We start from the raw sequence: 16,337 nt of genomic DNA, 5'->3' as shown, positions 1-16,337 counted from the left end.
ATGTTCTTCCGTCCCGTGTTTTCTTTGACAGCTTTCATTCTTGTGGCGCTTGTTGGATTCGCGCTGGTTCTGCTTGGGTTGAAGCGAGGCACGCGCACATCGAAACGTGAAGCCGCCAGACGTGCCACGATCGTTGCTCTGTTGGTCTTTATGATGGCGGGCCCCTCCATTCCTGGCAAGGCAAGTGACGTTGGCTCGGCGGCCGAAGCGTGGATTGTCATCGACCGGACAGGATCGATGGCGGGTGAAGACTGGGATGGTGATCGGCCTCGAATCGAGGGCGTCAAACAGGACGTTCAGACCATCCTTGATGCAATGCCGGGTGCTCGCATCACGATCATGGTCTGGGATTCGAATGTCAGCACGGTTCTCCCTCTGACGACGGATCGGGGCGCTGCTGACAGCTATCTGACGAACCTGCGTCAGGAGCTTTCTGACTCGTCCCACGGGTCGACGCCGAATCGTCCGACTTCAGCTCTTTTCAGTGCGCTGAATGACGCTGAAGAACGAGATCCGGATGCAATCCGTGGACTCTTCGTCTTCTCTGACGGGGAAAGCTCGAACGAAGACGTCTGGACTCCCATCGACGACATGAGTACGTCTTCGTGGGGGTTGATGAGTCGATACGTCGACGGTGGTGCGATCATCGGGTACGGCACGAAAGAGGGCGGGCCGATGAAGGTGCGTCGCCTGACCGGTGACGCGCAGGAGCGCGGATACGCCGAAACCTCTCAGTCGGGCGATCACGCAGGTGAAATGGTCGAAGATGAGTACATTCGCGATGGTTCCAAGCCGGATTCTCCGATCGCGATTACGCGCATTGACGAGGGCGCCTTGAAAGACATTGCCGAGCAAACGGGGCTCACGTACATTCACTCGCCGGCAACTGCCGAGATCAACAAGGTTGCGTCGACTCTCGATGAAAACTCGCAGGTAGTGGCCACTCAGCGAGCCCAAGTGAAGGCAGCACGCTACCTGATTTGGCCGTTTGCCCTGTTCTTGGGCGGAATGCTTCAGTGGGAAACCGCGATCGTTGCAGGTAAAGCCCGAAACATGAGGAGGGCTCGTGCCATCTAATAAGAACACCCGTAAGGCGAATAAGTACGAGGTCGCGCTTCCCTTCGGTGGGCGTACTGCTGGTGATCCTGAACGCCAGCCTGTTCCGGCAAAGCGGGAGCGAACAAAGGAAGATCTGCGCAGACTCCTGAGGTCTACGCCCCTCATTGTCGTTGCTAGCCTGATTGCGTCGTTCCTTGTGGGGCTTCCCGTCTGGTCTCATCACACGCGAGACCAGTGGCGGGCGGGCGAGTACACCCAGGCAACGGGCGAGTATTCAACGCAACGTACGTTGACGACCTACGGGCCAGAGTCATGGGTGGCGCATTACAACGTGGGCACGTCTCTTTTGAAAGAGGGCAAAGCAGGTCAGGCACTCAGCGAATTGCAGATTGCTCTTGAAGGCGTCCCGAAGGCTACACAGGACGAAGAGGGGCACATTCAAGCCTTCTCTTACGAGTGTCAGGTGCGTATTAACACTGCTCTTGCGCTCGAGGTATTGGGCGACCAGGCGACAGAATCCGGCAAGGGTGATGAAGCGGATCAGAATTACCAGCAGGCGGATGAAATGCTTGTTGCGTGCACTCTTGATTCCCGGCCGCAAGACCCGTCGGATCCGCAGGATCAGTCCTCCGGTGGCCGAGGGGGCCAAGGTGGCGATCACGGTCAGTCTGGCGATTCCGACCAATCGAGTTCGTCGCAGTCCGGTTCGTCTTCGGATAACGAGGCCGACCGGCAGGGCGGAGACTCTCAGCCTGACCAGGGGTCGGGTGACGGATCTGCTGATCAGGAAGAATCTTCCCAATCTGAGCAGGCAAGTAGGGCTCGCGAGCGCTTGAAGAATAAGCGTCAGCGCGCACAAGGTAAGCCGGATAAGTCGAATAATTCGCAGAGCAGCGACTCTTCGGGCCAGAGTTCTTCCGGTGGCGGTCAAGAACAGAGTCAGCAGGGTGATTCGTTGGACCAGGAGGGCGATGAAGAATCGAAGCCATTGACCCCAGAAGAGCAACGTCGTCAAGAAATTGAACGTCGATTGCGTCGTAGCACTGACGTTGATGAAGATTCGTCTGCGACCACTCGGACCGGCGATTCGAATGGCGCATGGTAGGTCGGATCCGGCCTCGTCAATCACGAAACTGGGCGGCGCGGAAGGTGGATTCGTGGCACGTCCCACGTCGGGAGGAATTGGACGAGTGTCGCGCCAGCTCGCAAACATCGATAGGCTGAAGCCATGAAGGTCCTCTTAGTGGGAAATGGGGGGCGCGAGGTCGCCCTCGCCCGAAACCTCGTACGTACTGCATCTTCATCTGATCCGGTTGAACTGATTGTTCAGGCGGGTAACCCGGGGCTTGAGCCACTGGGGCAATCACTTGTATTTAACCCGCTGAATCCGGATGATGTCGCTGTGCGCGCGAAGGGTCGCGGAGTGGACCTGGTTGTTGTTGGCCCTGAGGCTCCTCTTGTCGCCGGCGTCGCTGACGCTGTGCGCGCTGAAGGTATCCCGGTTTTTGGCCCGTCGAAGGTTGCTGCTCAACTTGAGGCGTCCAAGGCATTCGCTAAAGAGGTCATGGAAGCAGCTGGTGTTCCGACCGCTCGCGCTTTCACCTGCCGTACGACCGAAGAGGTCGAGGCTGCGTTCAACGCATTCGGCGCTCCCTACGTGGTGAAGGATGATGCGCTTGCCGCTGGCAAGGGTGTTGTGGTGACTGATGATCGCAATGTGGCGCTTGCTCACGCAACCACCTGCCTGAACCGTGAAGATGGCGTTGTCTTGGTTGAGGAATACTTGGATGGCCCCGAGGTCTCTCTGTTCTGCGTCAGCGATGGCACGACTGTTGTTCCGCTAGTTCCCGCTCAAGACTTCAAGCGTGTTGGCGACGGAAACTCCGGTCCGAATACGGGTGGCATGGGTGCGTACACGCCGCTTCCGTGGCTGGATGACTCGGTTGTCGACGAGGTCGTGAAGACCGTTGCTCAGCCGACCGTTGACGAGATGGCTCGTCGCGGAACCCCGTTCGTGGGGCTGCTTTACTGCGGTCTGGCAATGACGTCGAAAGGTATTCGCGTCGTCGAATTCAATGTTCGCTTCGGTGATCCTGAGACGCAGGTTGTTCTTGAACGCCTCGATTCGTCACTTGCTGACCTGCTCTACGCCGCGGCGACTGGAACGCTTGCTCATTTGCCTGCTCCCATCTGGTCCCCGGATGCGGTGGTCACGGTTGTGATGGCATCGGGTGGCTACCCGGACACACCCGATACCGGACATGAAATCACAGGCATTGAGGACGCGGAAGCTATCGACGGCGTGCATGTTATTCACGCGGGTACTCGTTTTGAGATCACATCTTCGGCGGAGGAGGTTGCACTGGGGTGTTGCGGGTTCGAACCCGACGAAATGCTGGTGAATTCCGGTGGGCGTGTGCTGGACGTCGTGGGACGCGGCGCAACCGTTGAAGAAGCCAGAGCCAAGGCCTACGAGGGCGTCGATTGGATCAGCTTCGCTGGTGAGCATCACCGTAAAGACATTGCAACCTGGCCGGCCGAGCTAGACGCTAAGAACTGAACTGAATAGAGACGGAGGACGCGTAATGGCTGCTATGGAACTTCCAGGATGGAAACATGTGTCCTCCGGCAAGGTGCGTGACATCTACGCGCCCGCCGATCAGGAAACACCTGACCGTCTTCTTCTGGTGACCTCGGACCGCATCAGCGCTTACGACTACATTCTGCCGTCGGAAATCCCCGGAAAGGGCAAGGTGCTGAACCAGCTTGCTCTCTGGTGGATGGAACAGCTACGCGACGTGATTGAAAACCATGTCATCACTGCTGAAACTGATGCCACAGATCCTTTGAGCGTTCCGGCTCCCCTCGTCGGTCGATCAGTGGTTGCCAAGGCTCTGAATATGATTCCGATCGAGTGCGTCGTTCGCGGATACCTGACGGGTTCCGGCTTGGTCGAATACAAAGAGTCGGGCACCGTTTGCGATATCGCTCTTCCCGAGGGTCTGGTTGAAGCCTCGCGCCTCGAAACCCCGATCTTTACTCCCGCTGCCAAGGCGGAACTGGGCGATCACGACGAGAACATTTCCTTCGGACGCGCAGCTGAAATGGTCGGCGAAGAACTTGCGTCTCGCCTGCGCGACGTTTCTATCGCCCTGTATGAAGGTGCTCGCGAAATCGCTGCCGAGCGCGGTGTCATCATCGCCGACACCAAGTTTGAATTCGGGCTGGATCCCGCAACAGGCAACCTGGTCCTGGGCGACGAAATCCTGACCCCTGATTCCTCGCGATTCTGGCCCGCCGACCAGTGGCAGCCCGGCCAGATCACCCCGAGCTTCGATAAACAGTACGTTCGCGACTGGCTGACCAGCGCCGAATCCGGATGGGACAAGAAGTCGGGAGAAAATCCGCCCGTCCTTCCAGAATCCGTTGTGACCGCAACTCGCGACCGTTACATCGAAGCGTTTGTTCGCCTGACCGGCGAAGAACCGACACTATAACCATCACCACCAATTAAGCGGGTCAAGCCCGTCACCCAACACGCGGAAATTCCGCACGCACAATAGGAGGACGCCGTGGGGCGAATCATCGTGGAAGTGATGCCGAAGCCGGAAATCCTGGATCCCCAGGGTAAGGCAGTGGGATCTGCACTTCCGAGGCTTGGAATCACAAGCTTTGCTTCTGTTCGCCAGGGCAAGTGCTTCCACCTGACGGTTGACGGCCCGGTCACCGAGGAACTTCTCGCGGATGCCCGCAAGGCAGCTGAAGAGGTTCTGTCGAACCCGATCATCGAAGATGTCGTCCGCGTCGAGGCGCTGGATGAAGGCGAGGCCACCAAGTGACCCGCATTGGTGTTGTTACCTTCCCGGGCACCTTGGATGACCGGGATGCTGCGCGCGCCGTCCGCCTTGCCGGTGGCGAGCCCGTCGCTCTCTGGCATAAGGATGCCGACCTGCACAGCGTTGACGCGGTCGTCATCCCCGGTGGTTTCTCCTACGGCGACTACCTGCGGTGTGGCGCAATTGCTGCGACTGCTCCCGTGATGGGTGAAATTGTCGAGGCAGCCGGTAAGGGTATGCCCGTTCTTGGCATCTGCAATGGCTTCCAGGTTCTCTGCGAAGCGCACCTGCTTCCCGGCGCTCTGATCCGTAACGATCATCAGAAGTTCTTCTGCCGCGACCAGGAACTGCGCGTCGAAAACGCCGATACCGCGTGGACACGTGCGTTTAGCGCTGGCGAGCACTTCACGGTTCCGCTGAAGAACGGTGAAGGCAACTTCCAAGCCTCCCCGGCTGAGCTGGAGCGTCTCGAAGGTGAAGGCCACATCGTCTTCCGCTACATCGGCCTGAACCCGAATGGTTCCGCGGACGATATTGCTGGCGTGACAAATGCTGCGGGCAATGTCGTTGGTCTGATGCCACACCCCGAACACGCGACCGAAGCGGGCTTTGGTCCGCTGGCCACGAAGGATGGCGTGCACTCCGGACACGGTGGTACCGAAGGCCTGAAGATCTTCCAGTCCGCCCTGATGGGATTAGTGGGGTAATCCGACGTGTGGCCTCGTGAATAGATACGAGGCCGCGCCCGCTGAATTTTTCACGAAACGTTCATAGACGCGAACCGAAACGTGCGTAACGAATGGAGCAGGTATGACCGCGAAGGTCAAAGCAGAGAATCCTCGGGAATTGCCGGATACGACAGAAGATGCGGCCGCAACCCCCACGAAAGATATGCCCTGGAAAGAACTGGGCCTGAAGGAAGACGAATACGCCAAGATCTGCGAGATATTAGGTCGTCGCCCCACGAACGCTGAGCTGGCGATGTACTCCGTCATGTGGTCAGAGCACTGCAGCTACAAGTCATCGAAGAAGCACCTCGCTGAGCAGTTCGGCGAGCGCACCACCGAAGAAATGAAGCGCCACCTGTTGGTCGGCATGGGGCAGAACGCTGGCGTCGTCGACATCGGTAACGGGTGGGCGGTTACCTTTAAGGTTGAGTCGCACAACCATCCGTCGTTCGTTGAGCCCTACCAGGGTGCTGCAACCGGCGTCGGCGGTATTGTCCGCGACATTATCTCCATGGGCGCGCGCCCGGTCGCCGTCATGGATCAGCTACGTTTCGGCGCGGTTGACCACCCGGATACCCCGCGCGTCGTTCACGGTGTGGTTTCCGGCGTGGGTGGCTACGGCAACTGCCTCGGCCTGCCGAATATCGGTGGTGAAACTGAATTTGACCCGTCCTACCAGGGCAACCCGCTGGTCAATGCACTCTGCGTCGGTACCCTGCGTCACGACGACATTCACCTGGCAAACGCAACCGGTGAAGGCAACCTGGTTGTCCTCTTCGGCGCGCGCACCGGCGGTGACGGCATCGGTGGCGCATCGATTCTGGCGTCCGAAACCTTCGAAGACGGCATGCCCGCCAAGCGTCCCTCCGTGCAGGTCGGTGACCCCTTCATGGAGAAGGTCCTCATCGAATGTTGCCTCGACCTGTTCAAAGCGGACGTCGTTCAGGGTATCCAGGACCTCGGCGCCGCAGGTATTTCCTGCGCCACCTCCGAGCTGGCCTCTAACGGCGATTCTGGTATGCACGTCGACCTTGAGAACGTGCTGTTGCGTGACCCGACCCTGACCGCAGGCGAAATCCTGATGTCCGAGTCGCAGGAACGCATGATGGCGATCGTGACCCCCGAAGATAAGGAACGTTTCTTCGAGATCATCAACAAGTGGGACGTCGAGGCGTCGATCATTGGCACGCTGACCGGTGACGGTCGCCTGACCATCGACCACTTCGGACACCGCATCGTCGACGTTGACCCGAAGACCGTTGCCCATGACGGCCCGGTCTACGACCGTCCCTACGCCCGCCCAGCATGGCAGGACGAACTGCAGGCGAACACGTCCGCATCCCTGAAGCGTCCCGAAACTGGTGGAGAACTGCTCGCGGATATCAACGCGGTGATCTCCAACGTTAACCAAGCCTCTAAGGCTTGGGTCACCGACCAGTATGACCGCTACGTGCAGGGCAACACCGCTCTTGCTCAGCCCGATGATGCCGGCGTTATCCGCGTCGACGAAGAAACCGGTCTCGGCGTTGCCCTGGCCACCGACGCAAACGGCTGGTATACGAAGCTCGATCCTCGTGAAGGTGCGCTACAAGCACTCGCGGAATCCTACCGAAACGTCGCCATCGTTGGTGCCGAACCGGTCGCGATTACCGACTGCCTCAATTTCGGTAACCCCGAAGACACCGACGCCATGTGGCAGCTGGTTACTGCAATGACGGGTCTGGCCGACGGCTGCATCGAATTGGGCGTGCCCGTCACCGGCGGTAACGTGTCACTCTACAACTCATCCGGTACCGAGAAGAACCTTCCGACCTCGTCGATTAACCCGACGCCGGTTGTGGGTATGCTCGGCATCATGAAGGACGTGACGCGCGCGAACCCGTCCGGCTTCACCGAGGAAGGCCTGGCAGTCATTCTGCTCGGCCAGACTCAAGAGGAACTCGACGGTTCCGCGTGGGCACGTATCTGCCACGATCACCTGGGCGGTCGCCCGCCGAAGGTGGATCTGAAGGCTGAAGTTGCCCTCGGCAACGTGGTCCGTGCCCTGTCCGAGGCCGATGGTCCGGATGGTCGCCCGCTGATCCGCTCGGCACACGACCTGTCGAACGGTGGCTTGGCACAGGCTCTCGTTGATTCGGTGCTCCGCTTCGGAATTGGCGGTGCCTTCGACCTGACCGGTGCACAGGGTCAGAACGGTCTGAGCGACTTCGACATGCTCTTCTCCGAGTCGCAGGCACGAGCGATCATCGCCGTTCCTGAAGGTGCACTTGACGCGGTCTACGCTGCCTGCCAGGCAGAAGGCATTGACTTTGCTCGCATCGGTACGACCGGTGGTGACATGCTGGTTCTTCACGGCTCTGATCTGCTCGCTGACTCGGGAGAGTCTGTTGGTTGGATCGCCGACCTGGACGACCTTCGCGCTCAGTCAGAAGCTGCCCTGCGAGACCGATTCTGAAATACGACTGAACTCATACGGCCCGGGGTGGGTGCACAAACCGCACCCACCCCGGGTCTGTGTTGTATTGGTATACCGTTAATGCGATGGTGCCCGGACTAACACCGACAGTGAGCATCGCGAGGAATGAATGAGAAAAGAGACGAGAGTCTCGCCTTGCTTATGATTCGTTTTGGGGGTAGCCCTGATTCTTCCCTGAACACCGGCGTGATCGCTACACTTTGTCGACGTGAAGGGTGAAACTGGTTCCAGTTCATCCCAAAAACGACTGACTGGAGCATGACGTGACCACTGGTATGACGAATACGGCGGAGAATTCCGATCACAATGATTCTTCATTACCTGCCCCAACTCCCACAACAGGCGAATGTGGACCCGCTGGTATTAAACGAGTTATCGCAGCTTGGGCAGTTCATGGTCTGACCATGTCGGGCCTTGTCTTTGCCTGCCTCGCGGCCGTCGCGCTTGTTGAAGGTCAGATCAAACTGATGTGGCTATGGCTGGGCATCTCCATGATCGTCGACGGCGTGGATGGCACGTGTGCACGTAAAGCCTGCGTACGCCAAGTGATCCCGTGGTTCGACGGGTCGGTTCTGGATAACATCATCGACTACATCACGTGGACGTTCCTGCCGGCAGTATTCATGTACCTTTACCTGCCGTTTGGTCCGAAGTGGGTTGCGATGCTGATGGCGATCGTCGCAACCGTGTCCTCGGTGTTCTGCTACGCCAACGATGGGGAAAAGTCGAGCGACAACTACTTCGTCGGCTTCCCCGCAGCCTGGAACATCGTTGCCGTGACGATGTACATTACCCAGTCGCCGGCGTGGATGAACGTCGTGACAACGCTGATGCTGGCGGTATTGACCTTGGTTCCCCTCTATTTCACGCATCCGATGCGAGTAGAGAAGAACCGCACCTCGAACATCATCGTCACAGTCATCTGGATTGCCGTCACCTGTTTCATGGTCGCAGTCTTCCCCACTATCCCGATGTGGGCGAACATCATCTTCTGGATTTCATCCGCGTGGTTCCTCTTCACCGGGTTCGTGCGCACCTATCAGGGGCCCGCCGTTTCTGCGAAGTGACTTCAGGGCAGTGAGATCAGCCGAGTGACGCTTTAACTCACCGAATTCACAAGCGTGCGTTTCACGACGCGGTCGCGCCACCAGCGGAATCCTTCTAACGCGATGGCGCCAATAATCATCGCGGCGACGAACACGATCACCATTGGTGGATAGTGACGCCCGTGCATCCAGAAATACACGTAGGGGGACACGAAGGTCACGATAGTGACAATCAACCCCATGACGCGTTTAAAGAACGTGCGACCAGCAACCATCGCCAGAACGCCCCATGTGTAGGGAATAGCGGTGATCATGTCGATCGACCAGAGAACCCAGACTTTCCCGTGGAACCCCGGAACAAAAGCAACCGGTAGTGCCCGCAGTGACGAGTAGACGAACACAACCAGGTACGCCAAGAACGTCGGATTGACCATCATTCGAATAGCGAATGAGCGGTCACGGAAAGCCACGCCAGCCTCCCGCAAGGCATGGATGGCGGTTCTCGTCGCGCGGAGAGAATCCGCGCCCGTAAGAACACGCTGCAGATACCGGCGAGTGACCTCAGACGTCTTCCACTGATTGATCAGAGCAATCGGGTTGATAGCAACCGGCAAAGATCCGTCGTCCAACGGAACGCCCGCAACTCGAACAAGCGCGGGGTCGCCAGCAAAAGTACGGAGCTTCTCTAACAGGTGCGCGGGCAAGATTCCCAGCCACAACGTCTGACGCCGTTCGACAGCTTCACGCAGTCGGTGACCGAACGCATGTCCCCAGGAGTCAAGGGAAAAGAACGAGTCTGTTACCTCATCGGCTAAATCGCCAAGGTCATCGAAGAACTGCGTACGACGTGCGCTGATTTCACCAATACGATCAGCGCCTGACAGTTCCAGCAGAACGTCGGCATCCCAGCAGTAGCGCGAGGCCTCGGGAATATCGGCGACACTTGCGGGGATGAAGAGTCTATCGACAGCTGAAGGAGTGTACGAGGCGCATGGAGGCATAGTGCCTGCTGGCTTTTCAGCGTCGCTTGGGCGCTCAACAGAGCCTGCCTGGTTCATGCATCTCCTTAATAAATGAGGAGCGAAGCTTTAGCCCCGCATCATCGATGGGCACTCTATGAGCGACTTTACGTGTCTAGCCTGTCTGAGAGTAGCGAATAAAGATATAGGGGTCTACCCGCATTCAGCCCCGAAAATGCCGGGCGACTACGATTGCACTATGGCTAACCGGAAGATTCCAACCGATCAGGGCATGAATGCTCTGCGCACGTGGATGCGTGAGCGGGATGAAACGAAACGTGCCATTCTTTTAACAGCGGTGCGTTTCACTCTTGAGGAACTCGCAGTTTTACACCCCGGCCGTTCGGTCGAGGTGCGTGTCCCACCTGCGGGCGCGGTTCAGATTATTACGGGTACAACGCATCGTCGTGGGACGCCACCCGCAGTCGTCGAAACGACTATGCAGGTGTGGTTACAACTGGCCACAGGCATCATTACCTGGGACGAAGCAACAGGGGATGGGCGCGTTCAGGCGACCGGTGAGCGCACTGACCTGACCACGTTCTTCCCCGTTATTCCGGGGTTGAAAGCTGATCGCGACTCCGCGCTGTAGCAATCACGGCTGAGTCAAAGGGGACATCAAGTCCAGAGCCACGCCCGAGTGATCACGCCGAAGCGCTCAGATTCAGCGTCTGAAAAAGAGCTGTCAGTCCTCAATCTGAGGAGCGCGCGGACCGTACCACTTCTTGGCGCCTCGCAGAGCATAACGCTGAGCAACCGCTACGATCGCCGCCGACGTAGCGGCGAAGAGAACCAGCGACACCATCGCGGCCTCGTCATCGTCTTCACGCGGAATATCGTGTCCCGTCACCAGCTTCCAGCCGAGCTCAGTGACCTTTCCTGCGGCAAGAGCAGAAAGAGCCATCGCTCCAGCGCTTGCAATCTTCCAGCCGAAATCCTCCATGGGACACTCCAATTCTGTCGACAACACACCACGTGCGGTAAATTCCTGCTTCAATCATGCCCCACGACACGTGAAGAGTGCACCCGAGTGCCACGATTCCACACGCGAGCCGTAGACTTGGGGTGTTGGGATCCAGATCCGAGGAGCTTAAAGTGAACCTGCGTCGCGTAATGCCCACATCCGTCGCAATTGTCGTGATGTGCATGGCGCTGAGCGCATGCTCTTCGTCCATCGGCTCAGGAACCGACCCGTTCTCGCGACCGATCGGCTCATCTCCACACTCGTCCGACTCCACATCCGGCCAGCAGTCCGAGAACGCCTCCACCCTTGGCGCCCCCGAACCGTCCAAAGGAACAGGCACTATCACCATCGGTGTCACTCAGGCAGAAAAACTTCCCGACTCAGTTATTGAGGCGTTCCACCAAGCAACCGGCTACGACGTCGCGCAACAGGTGATTGATTCCGCCTTCGCTCTCGATGGCCAGCACATCGATGCAGTGCTCGGAATCGACAGGCCGAGCCTCGTGAATTCTTCAGCACAACTGGCGACGGACGCACTCTTCTCTCTGACGCCAACCCCGGGCACCGAAGTAGCCGCAACCGCCTCGGCGTTGGCGTACGGGCGCAACGACGTGTGCGTCCTCATCGACAAAGCCTGGATGAGCGTCAACGGATATGCCCTCCCAAGTGGACTCGAAACGCTACGCAATCCCGGTGATGCGGCCTCGCTGATTGTCCCCGACCCCGTGTCATCCGACATCGGGCGAGCGTTCATCGACGGCGTCGCCACCTCCTACGGCGAAGGATTCGGCCAGTGGGTGGGCGCGCTCAAAGCCGCTTCGGTGATGATCGAAAACGACGAGGCCGCCTTAGCCACATGGACAGGAACCTCGCTCACGGGCGGAGTTGAAGCACAAAAAGACGCCACAGAACTCAGTGGAGCCCAAACGGTCGTCGCACCCGCGAAACGACTGCCCTACATGGTCGGCTCCATGCGCGAACTTGCTCGCACAACGTCGAACACCGGCATCGAATCCCAGGGCGTCGCAATGGGAAGCAGCTGTGTCACCCGATACCTGTACATTGCGCCCACCGCGCAGACCACCCAGCTTGACGGTGTCCGCTCCCTAGCCGCGTGGCTCTTGAGCTGGGACGGGCAACACGCGCTAGCGCAGGACGGAGTCGTCTACCCGCTGGAAGAAAGCGCCGGCGAAAACACTCCGGCCAGCTGGTTTATGACCCCTCAAGACGATGCCATCACCGTCAACGAGCCGTCCTCCAATGCCGCGACGTGGGCGCTCGACCAGTGGAGTAGCGCGCTCGCGGGCTGAACGTCAGTCAGCCAGCATCTGCGGGTCCACGCGACATTCCGCGCCGATCTTCATCGGAGCGATCGTGCCTGCTGCACGCATTTCCTCCAGGCGTGGGACCAAGCGGTCGACCACGTGCCACGGGTCAAGTGTGTTGAGGTAAATGCGTGTGCCGCCCTCGAAACCTGCCAGCGTCGAAATGCGCCACTTGAGCAGGATCCTCCACCGCATCAGCGTGCGAACCGTGGGCGGACGATGGTACCACTCTTCGTTGCAGGGAACATCGGCGCCGGTCGCAGCGTGGACCGCGTGCAACAGGTCGGAAACGGCGCGAAGTTGCTCTTCGGAAGCTTCCCACGGATTGCGCGGGGAATGCAGGGGCCAAATAGCGACGCCTGGGAAACGATGTCCGAAGCCCGCCATCGCGATCGCATGGTCGTTCTGCGCAATCAGCAGTTTGCGCGTGGCGGCGACGGTCAGAATATCGTCGTAAATATCTGGCTGGGAGCGCAGGCGGTTCAGTTCGGCTTCCGTCTGCACCGAGAAGTCGTCGATCGCCACCAACTGCTTGTGCAGGTGGTCGAACGAGGCTCCCGCGGGCTTCAACCAATTCTGGAACGCAGCGACGTAGCGAACATTCGGGTCAAGGGTGTACAGGTCCGCCATCGTGCGCGTTGTGAACGCCGTGTACTGGAAGTGCTCTTCGGGAGTCATTGTGCCTGAACCAGCAAGCTGCGTTGTGTCCTTCGCGCCATCGATGTAGTGGCGTCGGGCAACGATCAGGTCGTGGCCACCGGAGAAGAAGCCATTCGCCTGTTGTAGCTTGTCAGAATCCGACATTGCGTCGATTTCGCCATCGCTGACACCTGAGGCCGACAGGCGAGCGTGCACCACGCGCATCACATGGTCGTAGCCTTCGGAGGATGCCAAGTATTCCGCCATGCGACGGTGTTCAGCTTCGCTGGGAACGTGGCCGTGGTTCAGATGCCAGTAGTTGTAGGACACGATTTCGAACAGGTTCGGGATGCGACGGAACTCCGCTGTCGTCGTGGAAAGCTGGTCAGCGGGAAGTCCGGTCAGTTCACTCCAGTTTCCGGCCTGGTCACGTACCAAACGGGACTTTTCCGGCGGAGTTTCAAGATAACGCTGATCGCAGAAGGCGCAGTGGCATCCATCCTGATCGTGATCGATGGGCATTGGGTGAGCTGGGGGAACCGATAACGGGCGGTGACCGCGTCCAGGAACGGTCCACACCTCGGTTCCGGTGAGAAGGTTCTGCTGCTTTACCGTGCCATCGGCTAAACGCACGATGGCACGGTCGGTTCGAGAAAGCTCCTTTGCCATGGGGTTAATTCTACCTGCCAAATGCACGTTCTCCCAGAGTCGGTGAACGATTCTTTGCATTCGATACGGGCAGGGGGTGCGATCATGCCCAACACACGCAATGGGGTCTGACCGGCGCAAGTACTGGTGTCGGGCCAGTGGACGTACGGGTCCGGTGGTGAACAAGCGCGGTTGTTTGGGCTCGGCTGGTAAAACGCAATCGGCGAGAACCTCGAAAGGTTCTCGCCGACATTAAATGGCGCACATGCTACGTGAACGTCAGGCGTTCGGTAGCCATCCGCGAGCGTTCTTACCCAGATCAGCGATCAGAGCGGCAGCTTCCTGCGCACGATCTGCCTGGACGAAGAAGTGGTCGTGACGAGCGCAGGCGATCGGGTTCGCTGCAATCGAACGAGCCGACAGGATCTGTGCGATTGTCGCGGTAATACCGATCGAATCAAGGTCAGCCTGCAGGCCGAGGAAGATGTGAGCGTAGCGCTTTTCGGTCGGAAGACCGGCCGCTTCGGCTTCGTCAACGGGAAGAACAGCGGTCAGCTTGTCCTCATCACGAATGACGGCGAAGGGGTGGGTGCCTGCTGGGACCTCGTCAACGATGGCGAAAACGTATTCGCCGGCGTTTGTCGGATCCAGCGTGGCAAGAATTTGGTCGAGAGCATGGGTTTCAGTCATGACGTAGATGCTATCGCTCAGCACGGGTGAGTAAAAGGCGTCGTCTCATGCTGGACATCCTTGAGCGTTTCATGGACCGTTTCGCGCTCGCTTCCTTCTTCTATTCGCACGCGATCGCCCGTGCTGACGGTGAACAAGCGCGGTGGGGGCTGAAGAAGAAGAGCCGGTAAAAGTGCTAGTCAGAGCCTATTCATCGTATTCGGGTTCGAACCGGTGCGCCCTGCCTCGCCCTCGTCTAGGGCGTCGATGGCTCTCATGTCCTCGTCCGACAACGTGAAGGAAAAGACATCGAGGTTCTGCGCCTGACGCGATGGTGTCACCGACTTCGGGAAGATCACGTCTCCGCGTTGCAACGCCCACCGCAGAGCTACCTGAGCGGCGCTGACCCCGATCCGCGCACCAATCATGGCCAAGGTTTCGTCAAAGGGGGCGCGGCCTCGTGCCAACGGAGACCAGGCTTCCACCACCATGGAGTGATCGCGCGCGAACTGGCGCAACTCGTTGTTGGGGAGGAAGGGGTGAGCCTCCACCTGCAGAACATGCGGAGCCACCGTCGCCACGTCGAGAACCGCCTGGATATGCGCGATTTCGTAGTTCGACAGGCCGATCGCACGCGCACGACCATCAGCGTAGAACTCTTCCAGCGCACTCCACGGCAGGGCAACATTTCCGTCGTACAGCGTGGGTAAAGGCCAGTGGATGAGGAACAAATCCACGTAGTCAGTACGCAGATCCTCCAAAGTCTGAGCGAAAGTTGCGCGCGCAACGTCAGGCTCATGGTTTGTGTTGTTCAACTTCGACGTGATGAACAGTTCCTCGCGCGGGATCTTAGAATCTGCGATCGCACGCCCAACCTCTGGCTCATTGCCGTACATCTGAGCCGTATCAATGTGCCGATACCCCAGCTCCAGCGCGTTTGACACCGCTTCATAGACGCCCTCAGTCACTTTGTACGTGCCAAAACCGAACTGCGGAATAGGCGCTCCGGTTGGCAGTGTGAGCGTTGGGATGGTTGGGGTGGGCATGGTTCCTCGCTTCGTCGGGTACTTTCATCTTCCCACGTTCTGCCACGTAGATGTCGCCACGCGAGTGCGAAGAGTATGCGTCACTACTTCCAATAGAATTTCAGGTGCCTGAAAAGCCTGTATTTTACGTGTCGTAGGCGCTCTATCTCAATGGGGCAGTGGGTGGCAGTTCACAGTGGCGTGCGTCCTGTTTAAAGTGAGGGGTATGGCTGAAGAAACCCCGAAAGTACACAAACGTACCGCCGCGTTTACTGAAGAGCAGATTGAAGCTGGTCTTTGGCTTCTGCTGGCATTGAACTCGCGGTCCAGCCTCGGTGATGAGATCCCGGGGAAAGATTCGGCTCTTCGTGATCTTTTGGCTCCCGTCGCGCGCAAGGTCCCGCTCAGCGATGAGCAAGTGGATGAAGCGGTCTTGCTGATCGAGGCTGCCAAATGGGCGATGGAGCGCCATGAACTGCGTCCACTGTCCGTGTCGCAGTGCAATCGTGAACGCGATGCGCTGCTGAAGCGCTGGAATTTAGCGTCCTCGAAAGGCGCGTTGCTCTGGCCACCGTCGTCGCAGACAATTTCAGCTCGCCTTGGGGGAGGATCGTGGAGTCGGGCTACCGCTCGTCTTGGGTTCCGCGCGAATTCGCGAGGCCGGGCCCGCGGATCTGGCAGGTTTACTTCCGAATCAATGGCCGTTGTTCTGCGCGAATTCATTGCCGAATGTGAGCGTAATCAGATCGAACCGACACTTCAGGGGTACAGGAAATGGTCGAAGCGGCAACGTGCGACGGGCAGGGACGATGTTGCTTCTGTTGCCACTTTGCGACAGAGGTATGGGACTTGGAGTGTGATCCTCGCTTCTGTTGAACCATGAACCTATGAATAATTGCATTT

General features: G+C 58.6%; 17 protein-coding genes. 12 read left to right on the top strand and 5 right to left on the bottom strand.

From position 1 onward, the window contains the following. From HMPREF9241_RS00485 to HMPREF9241_RS00450, 8 genes are all read left to right on the top strand, one after another. Entirely contained in the window at nucleotides 1-1,077 is a 1,077-nt protein-coding gene (locus HMPREF9241_RS00485; protein ID WP_006680302.1) for a vWA domain-containing protein, read from the top strand. After that, entirely contained in the window at nucleotides 1,067-2,164 is a 1,098-nt protein-coding gene (locus HMPREF9241_RS08675) for a hypothetical protein (RefSeq protein WP_006680301.1), read from the top strand. Before HMPREF9241_RS00485 ends, HMPREF9241_RS08675 begins: the two co-directional genes overlap by 11 nt. 123 nt (nucleotides 2,165-2,287) lie before the next feature. Continuing rightward, on the top strand, nucleotides 2,288-3,619 hold the full coding sequence (gene purD / locus HMPREF9241_RS00475) for a phosphoribosylamine--glycine ligase (RefSeq protein ID WP_006680300.1): 1,332 nt from the start codon (nucleotides 2,288-2,290) through the stop codon (nucleotides 3,617-3,619). Nucleotides 3,620-3,644: 25 nt separating this feature from the next. Beyond that, nucleotides 3,645-4,556, top strand: coding sequence for a phosphoribosylaminoimidazolesuccinocarboxamide synthase (locus HMPREF9241_RS00470; protein ID WP_006680299.1), 912 nt, complete (start codon nucleotides 3,645-3,647; stop codon nucleotides 4,554-4,556). Between the two features lie 75 nt (nucleotides 4,557-4,631). Continuing rightward, nucleotides 4,632-4,898, top strand: a complete 267-nt coding sequence (gene purS, locus HMPREF9241_RS00465) for a phosphoribosylformylglycinamidine synthase subunit PurS (protein ID WP_006680298.1) — start codon at nucleotides 4,632-4,634, stop codon at nucleotides 4,896-4,898. Next, on the top strand, nucleotides 4,895-5,602 hold the full coding sequence (gene purQ, locus HMPREF9241_RS00460) for a phosphoribosylformylglycinamidine synthase subunit PurQ (RefSeq protein ID WP_006680297.1): 708 nt from the start codon (nucleotides 4,895-4,897) through the stop codon (nucleotides 5,600-5,602). Before purS ends, purQ begins: the two co-directional genes overlap by 4 nt. A gap of 103 nt (nucleotides 5,603-5,705) precedes the next feature. After that, nucleotides 5,706-8,078 (top strand): phosphoribosylformylglycinamidine synthase subunit PurL, encoded by a 2,373-nt coding sequence (purL, locus tag HMPREF9241_RS00455; protein WP_006680296.1) that lies wholly within the window; start codon nucleotides 5,706-5,708, stop codon nucleotides 8,076-8,078. 284 nt (nucleotides 8,079-8,362) lie between these two features. Beyond that, nucleotides 8,363-9,166 carry a CDP-alcohol phosphatidyltransferase family protein gene (locus HMPREF9241_RS00450; RefSeq protein WP_006680295.1) on the top strand — a complete coding sequence of 268 codons (804 nt, stop codon included), beginning with the start codon at nucleotides 8,363-8,365 and terminating at the stop codon, nucleotides 9,164-9,166. Nucleotides 9,167-9,198: 32 nt separating this feature from the next. On the opposite strand, the gene HMPREF9241_RS00445 is transcribed toward HMPREF9241_RS00450, so the two are convergent. Next, the gene (locus HMPREF9241_RS00445) at nucleotides 9,199-10,203 is read right to left on the bottom strand and encodes a hypothetical protein (RefSeq protein WP_006680294.1); all 1,005 of its coding nucleotides are present in this window, start codon (nucleotides 10,201-10,203) and stop codon (nucleotides 9,199-9,201) included. Between the two features lie 160 nt (nucleotides 10,204-10,363). Here HMPREF9241_RS00445 and HMPREF9241_RS00440 point away from each other — a divergent pair, with 160 nt between their 5' ends. After that, nucleotides 10,364-10,756 (top strand): sterol carrier family protein, encoded by a 393-nt coding sequence (locus HMPREF9241_RS00440; RefSeq protein ID WP_040318326.1) that lies wholly within the window; start codon nucleotides 10,364-10,366, stop codon nucleotides 10,754-10,756. A 93-nt stretch (nucleotides 10,757-10,849) separates the two neighbouring features. Here HMPREF9241_RS00440 and HMPREF9241_RS00435 read toward each other — a convergent pair whose 3' ends face one another. Next, nucleotides 10,850-11,107, bottom strand: a complete 258-nt coding sequence (locus HMPREF9241_RS00435; RefSeq protein WP_006680292.1) for a DUF4235 domain-containing protein — start codon at nucleotides 11,105-11,107, stop codon at nucleotides 10,850-10,852. 152 nt (nucleotides 11,108-11,259) lie between these two features. Here HMPREF9241_RS00435 and HMPREF9241_RS00430 point away from each other — a divergent pair, with 152 nt between their 5' ends. Continuing rightward, nucleotides 11,260-12,438, top strand: a complete 1,179-nt coding sequence (locus tag HMPREF9241_RS00430; RefSeq protein ID WP_006680291.1) for a type 2 periplasmic-binding domain-containing protein — start codon at nucleotides 11,260-11,262, stop codon at nucleotides 12,436-12,438. A 3-nt stretch (nucleotides 12,439-12,441) separates the two neighbouring features. Here HMPREF9241_RS00430 and HMPREF9241_RS00425 read toward each other — a convergent pair whose 3' ends face one another. Both HMPREF9241_RS00425 and HMPREF9241_RS00420 read right to left on the bottom strand, forming a co-directional pair. Then, nucleotides 12,442-13,761: a DUF4921 family protein gene (locus HMPREF9241_RS00425; RefSeq protein ID WP_006680290.1), complete on the bottom strand. Its 1,320-nt coding sequence runs from the start codon at nucleotides 13,759-13,761 to the stop codon at nucleotides 12,442-12,444. Between the two features lie 258 nt (nucleotides 13,762-14,019). Continuing rightward, nucleotides 14,020-14,430: an ACT domain-containing protein gene (locus HMPREF9241_RS00420; RefSeq protein ID WP_040318393.1), complete on the bottom strand. Its 411-nt coding sequence runs from the start codon at nucleotides 14,428-14,430 to the stop codon at nucleotides 14,020-14,022. A gap of 47 nt (nucleotides 14,431-14,477) precedes the next feature. Between HMPREF9241_RS00420 and HMPREF9241_RS09675 the strand changes: the two genes are divergently transcribed. Next, nucleotides 14,478-14,600, top strand: coding sequence for a hypothetical protein (locus HMPREF9241_RS09675; RefSeq protein ID WP_006680288.1), 123 nt, complete (start codon nucleotides 14,478-14,480; stop codon nucleotides 14,598-14,600). Between the two features lie 9 nt (nucleotides 14,601-14,609). On the opposite strand, the gene HMPREF9241_RS00415 is transcribed toward HMPREF9241_RS09675, so the two are convergent. Then, complete coding sequence (locus HMPREF9241_RS00415) at nucleotides 14,610-15,455, bottom strand: aldo/keto reductase (protein ID WP_006680287.1); 846 nt, start codon at nucleotides 15,453-15,455, stop codon at nucleotides 14,610-14,612. A 205-nt stretch (nucleotides 15,456-15,660) separates the two neighbouring features. Here HMPREF9241_RS00415 and HMPREF9241_RS00410 point away from each other — a divergent pair, with 205 nt between their 5' ends. Beyond that, entirely contained in the window at nucleotides 15,661-16,317 is a 657-nt protein-coding gene (locus tag HMPREF9241_RS00410) for a hypothetical protein (protein ID WP_040318325.1), read from the top strand. Nucleotides 16,318-16,337 lie beyond the last annotated feature (20 nt).

Source organism: Schaalia turicensis ACS-279-V-Col4 (assembly GCF_000296505.1).
GTDB lineage: Bacteria > Actinomycetota > Actinomycetes > Actinomycetales > Actinomycetaceae > Pauljensenia > Pauljensenia turicensis_A.
Note: the sequence above shows the minus strand (reverse complement) of the source record. Positions and strands in the feature narration are given on the sequence as shown.

Bases quoted from the DNA above. Each gene is read 5' to 3' on its own strand.
- HMPREF9241_RS00485 (WP_006680302.1), top strand. From the start codon at position 1: ATGTTCTTCCGTCCCGTGTTTTCTTTGACAGCTTTCATTCTTGTGGCG.
- purD (WP_006680300.1), top strand. From the start codon at position 2,288: ATGAAGGTCCTCTTAGTGGGAAATGGGGGGCGCGAGGTCGCCCTCGCC.
- HMPREF9241_RS00470 (WP_006680299.1), top strand. From the start codon at position 3,645: ATGGCTGCTATGGAACTTCCAGGATGGAAACATGTGTCCTCCGGCAAG.
- purL (WP_006680296.1), top strand. From the start codon at position 5,706: ATGACCGCGAAGGTCAAAGCAGAGAATCCTCGGGAATTGCCGGATACG.
- HMPREF9241_RS00445 (WP_006680294.1), bottom strand. From the start codon at position 10,203: ATGAACCAGGCAGGCTCTGTTGAGCGCCCAAGCGACGCTGAAAAGCCA.
- HMPREF9241_RS00440 (WP_040318326.1), top strand. From the start codon at position 10,364: ATGGCTAACCGGAAGATTCCAACCGATCAGGGCATGAATGCTCTGCGC.
- HMPREF9241_RS00435 (WP_006680292.1), bottom strand. From the start codon at position 11,107: ATGGAGGATTTCGGCTGGAAGATTGCAAGCGCTGGAGCGATGGCTCTT.
- HMPREF9241_RS00425 (WP_006680290.1), bottom strand. From the start codon at position 13,761: ATGGCAAAGGAGCTTTCTCGAACCGACCGTGCCATCGTGCGTTTAGCC.
- HMPREF9241_RS00420 (WP_040318393.1), bottom strand. From the start codon at position 14,430: ATGACTGAAACCCATGCTCTCGACCAAATTCTTGCCACGCTGGATCCG.
- HMPREF9241_RS09675 (WP_006680288.1), top strand. From the start codon at position 14,478: ATGCTGGACATCCTTGAGCGTTTCATGGACCGTTTCGCGCTCGCTTCC.
- HMPREF9241_RS00415 (WP_006680287.1), bottom strand. From the start codon at position 15,455: ATGCCCACCCCAACCATCCCAACGCTCACACTGCCAACCGGAGCGCCT.
- HMPREF9241_RS00410 (WP_040318325.1), top strand. From the start codon at position 15,661: ATGGCTGAAGAAACCCCGAAAGTACACAAACGTACCGCCGCGTTTACT.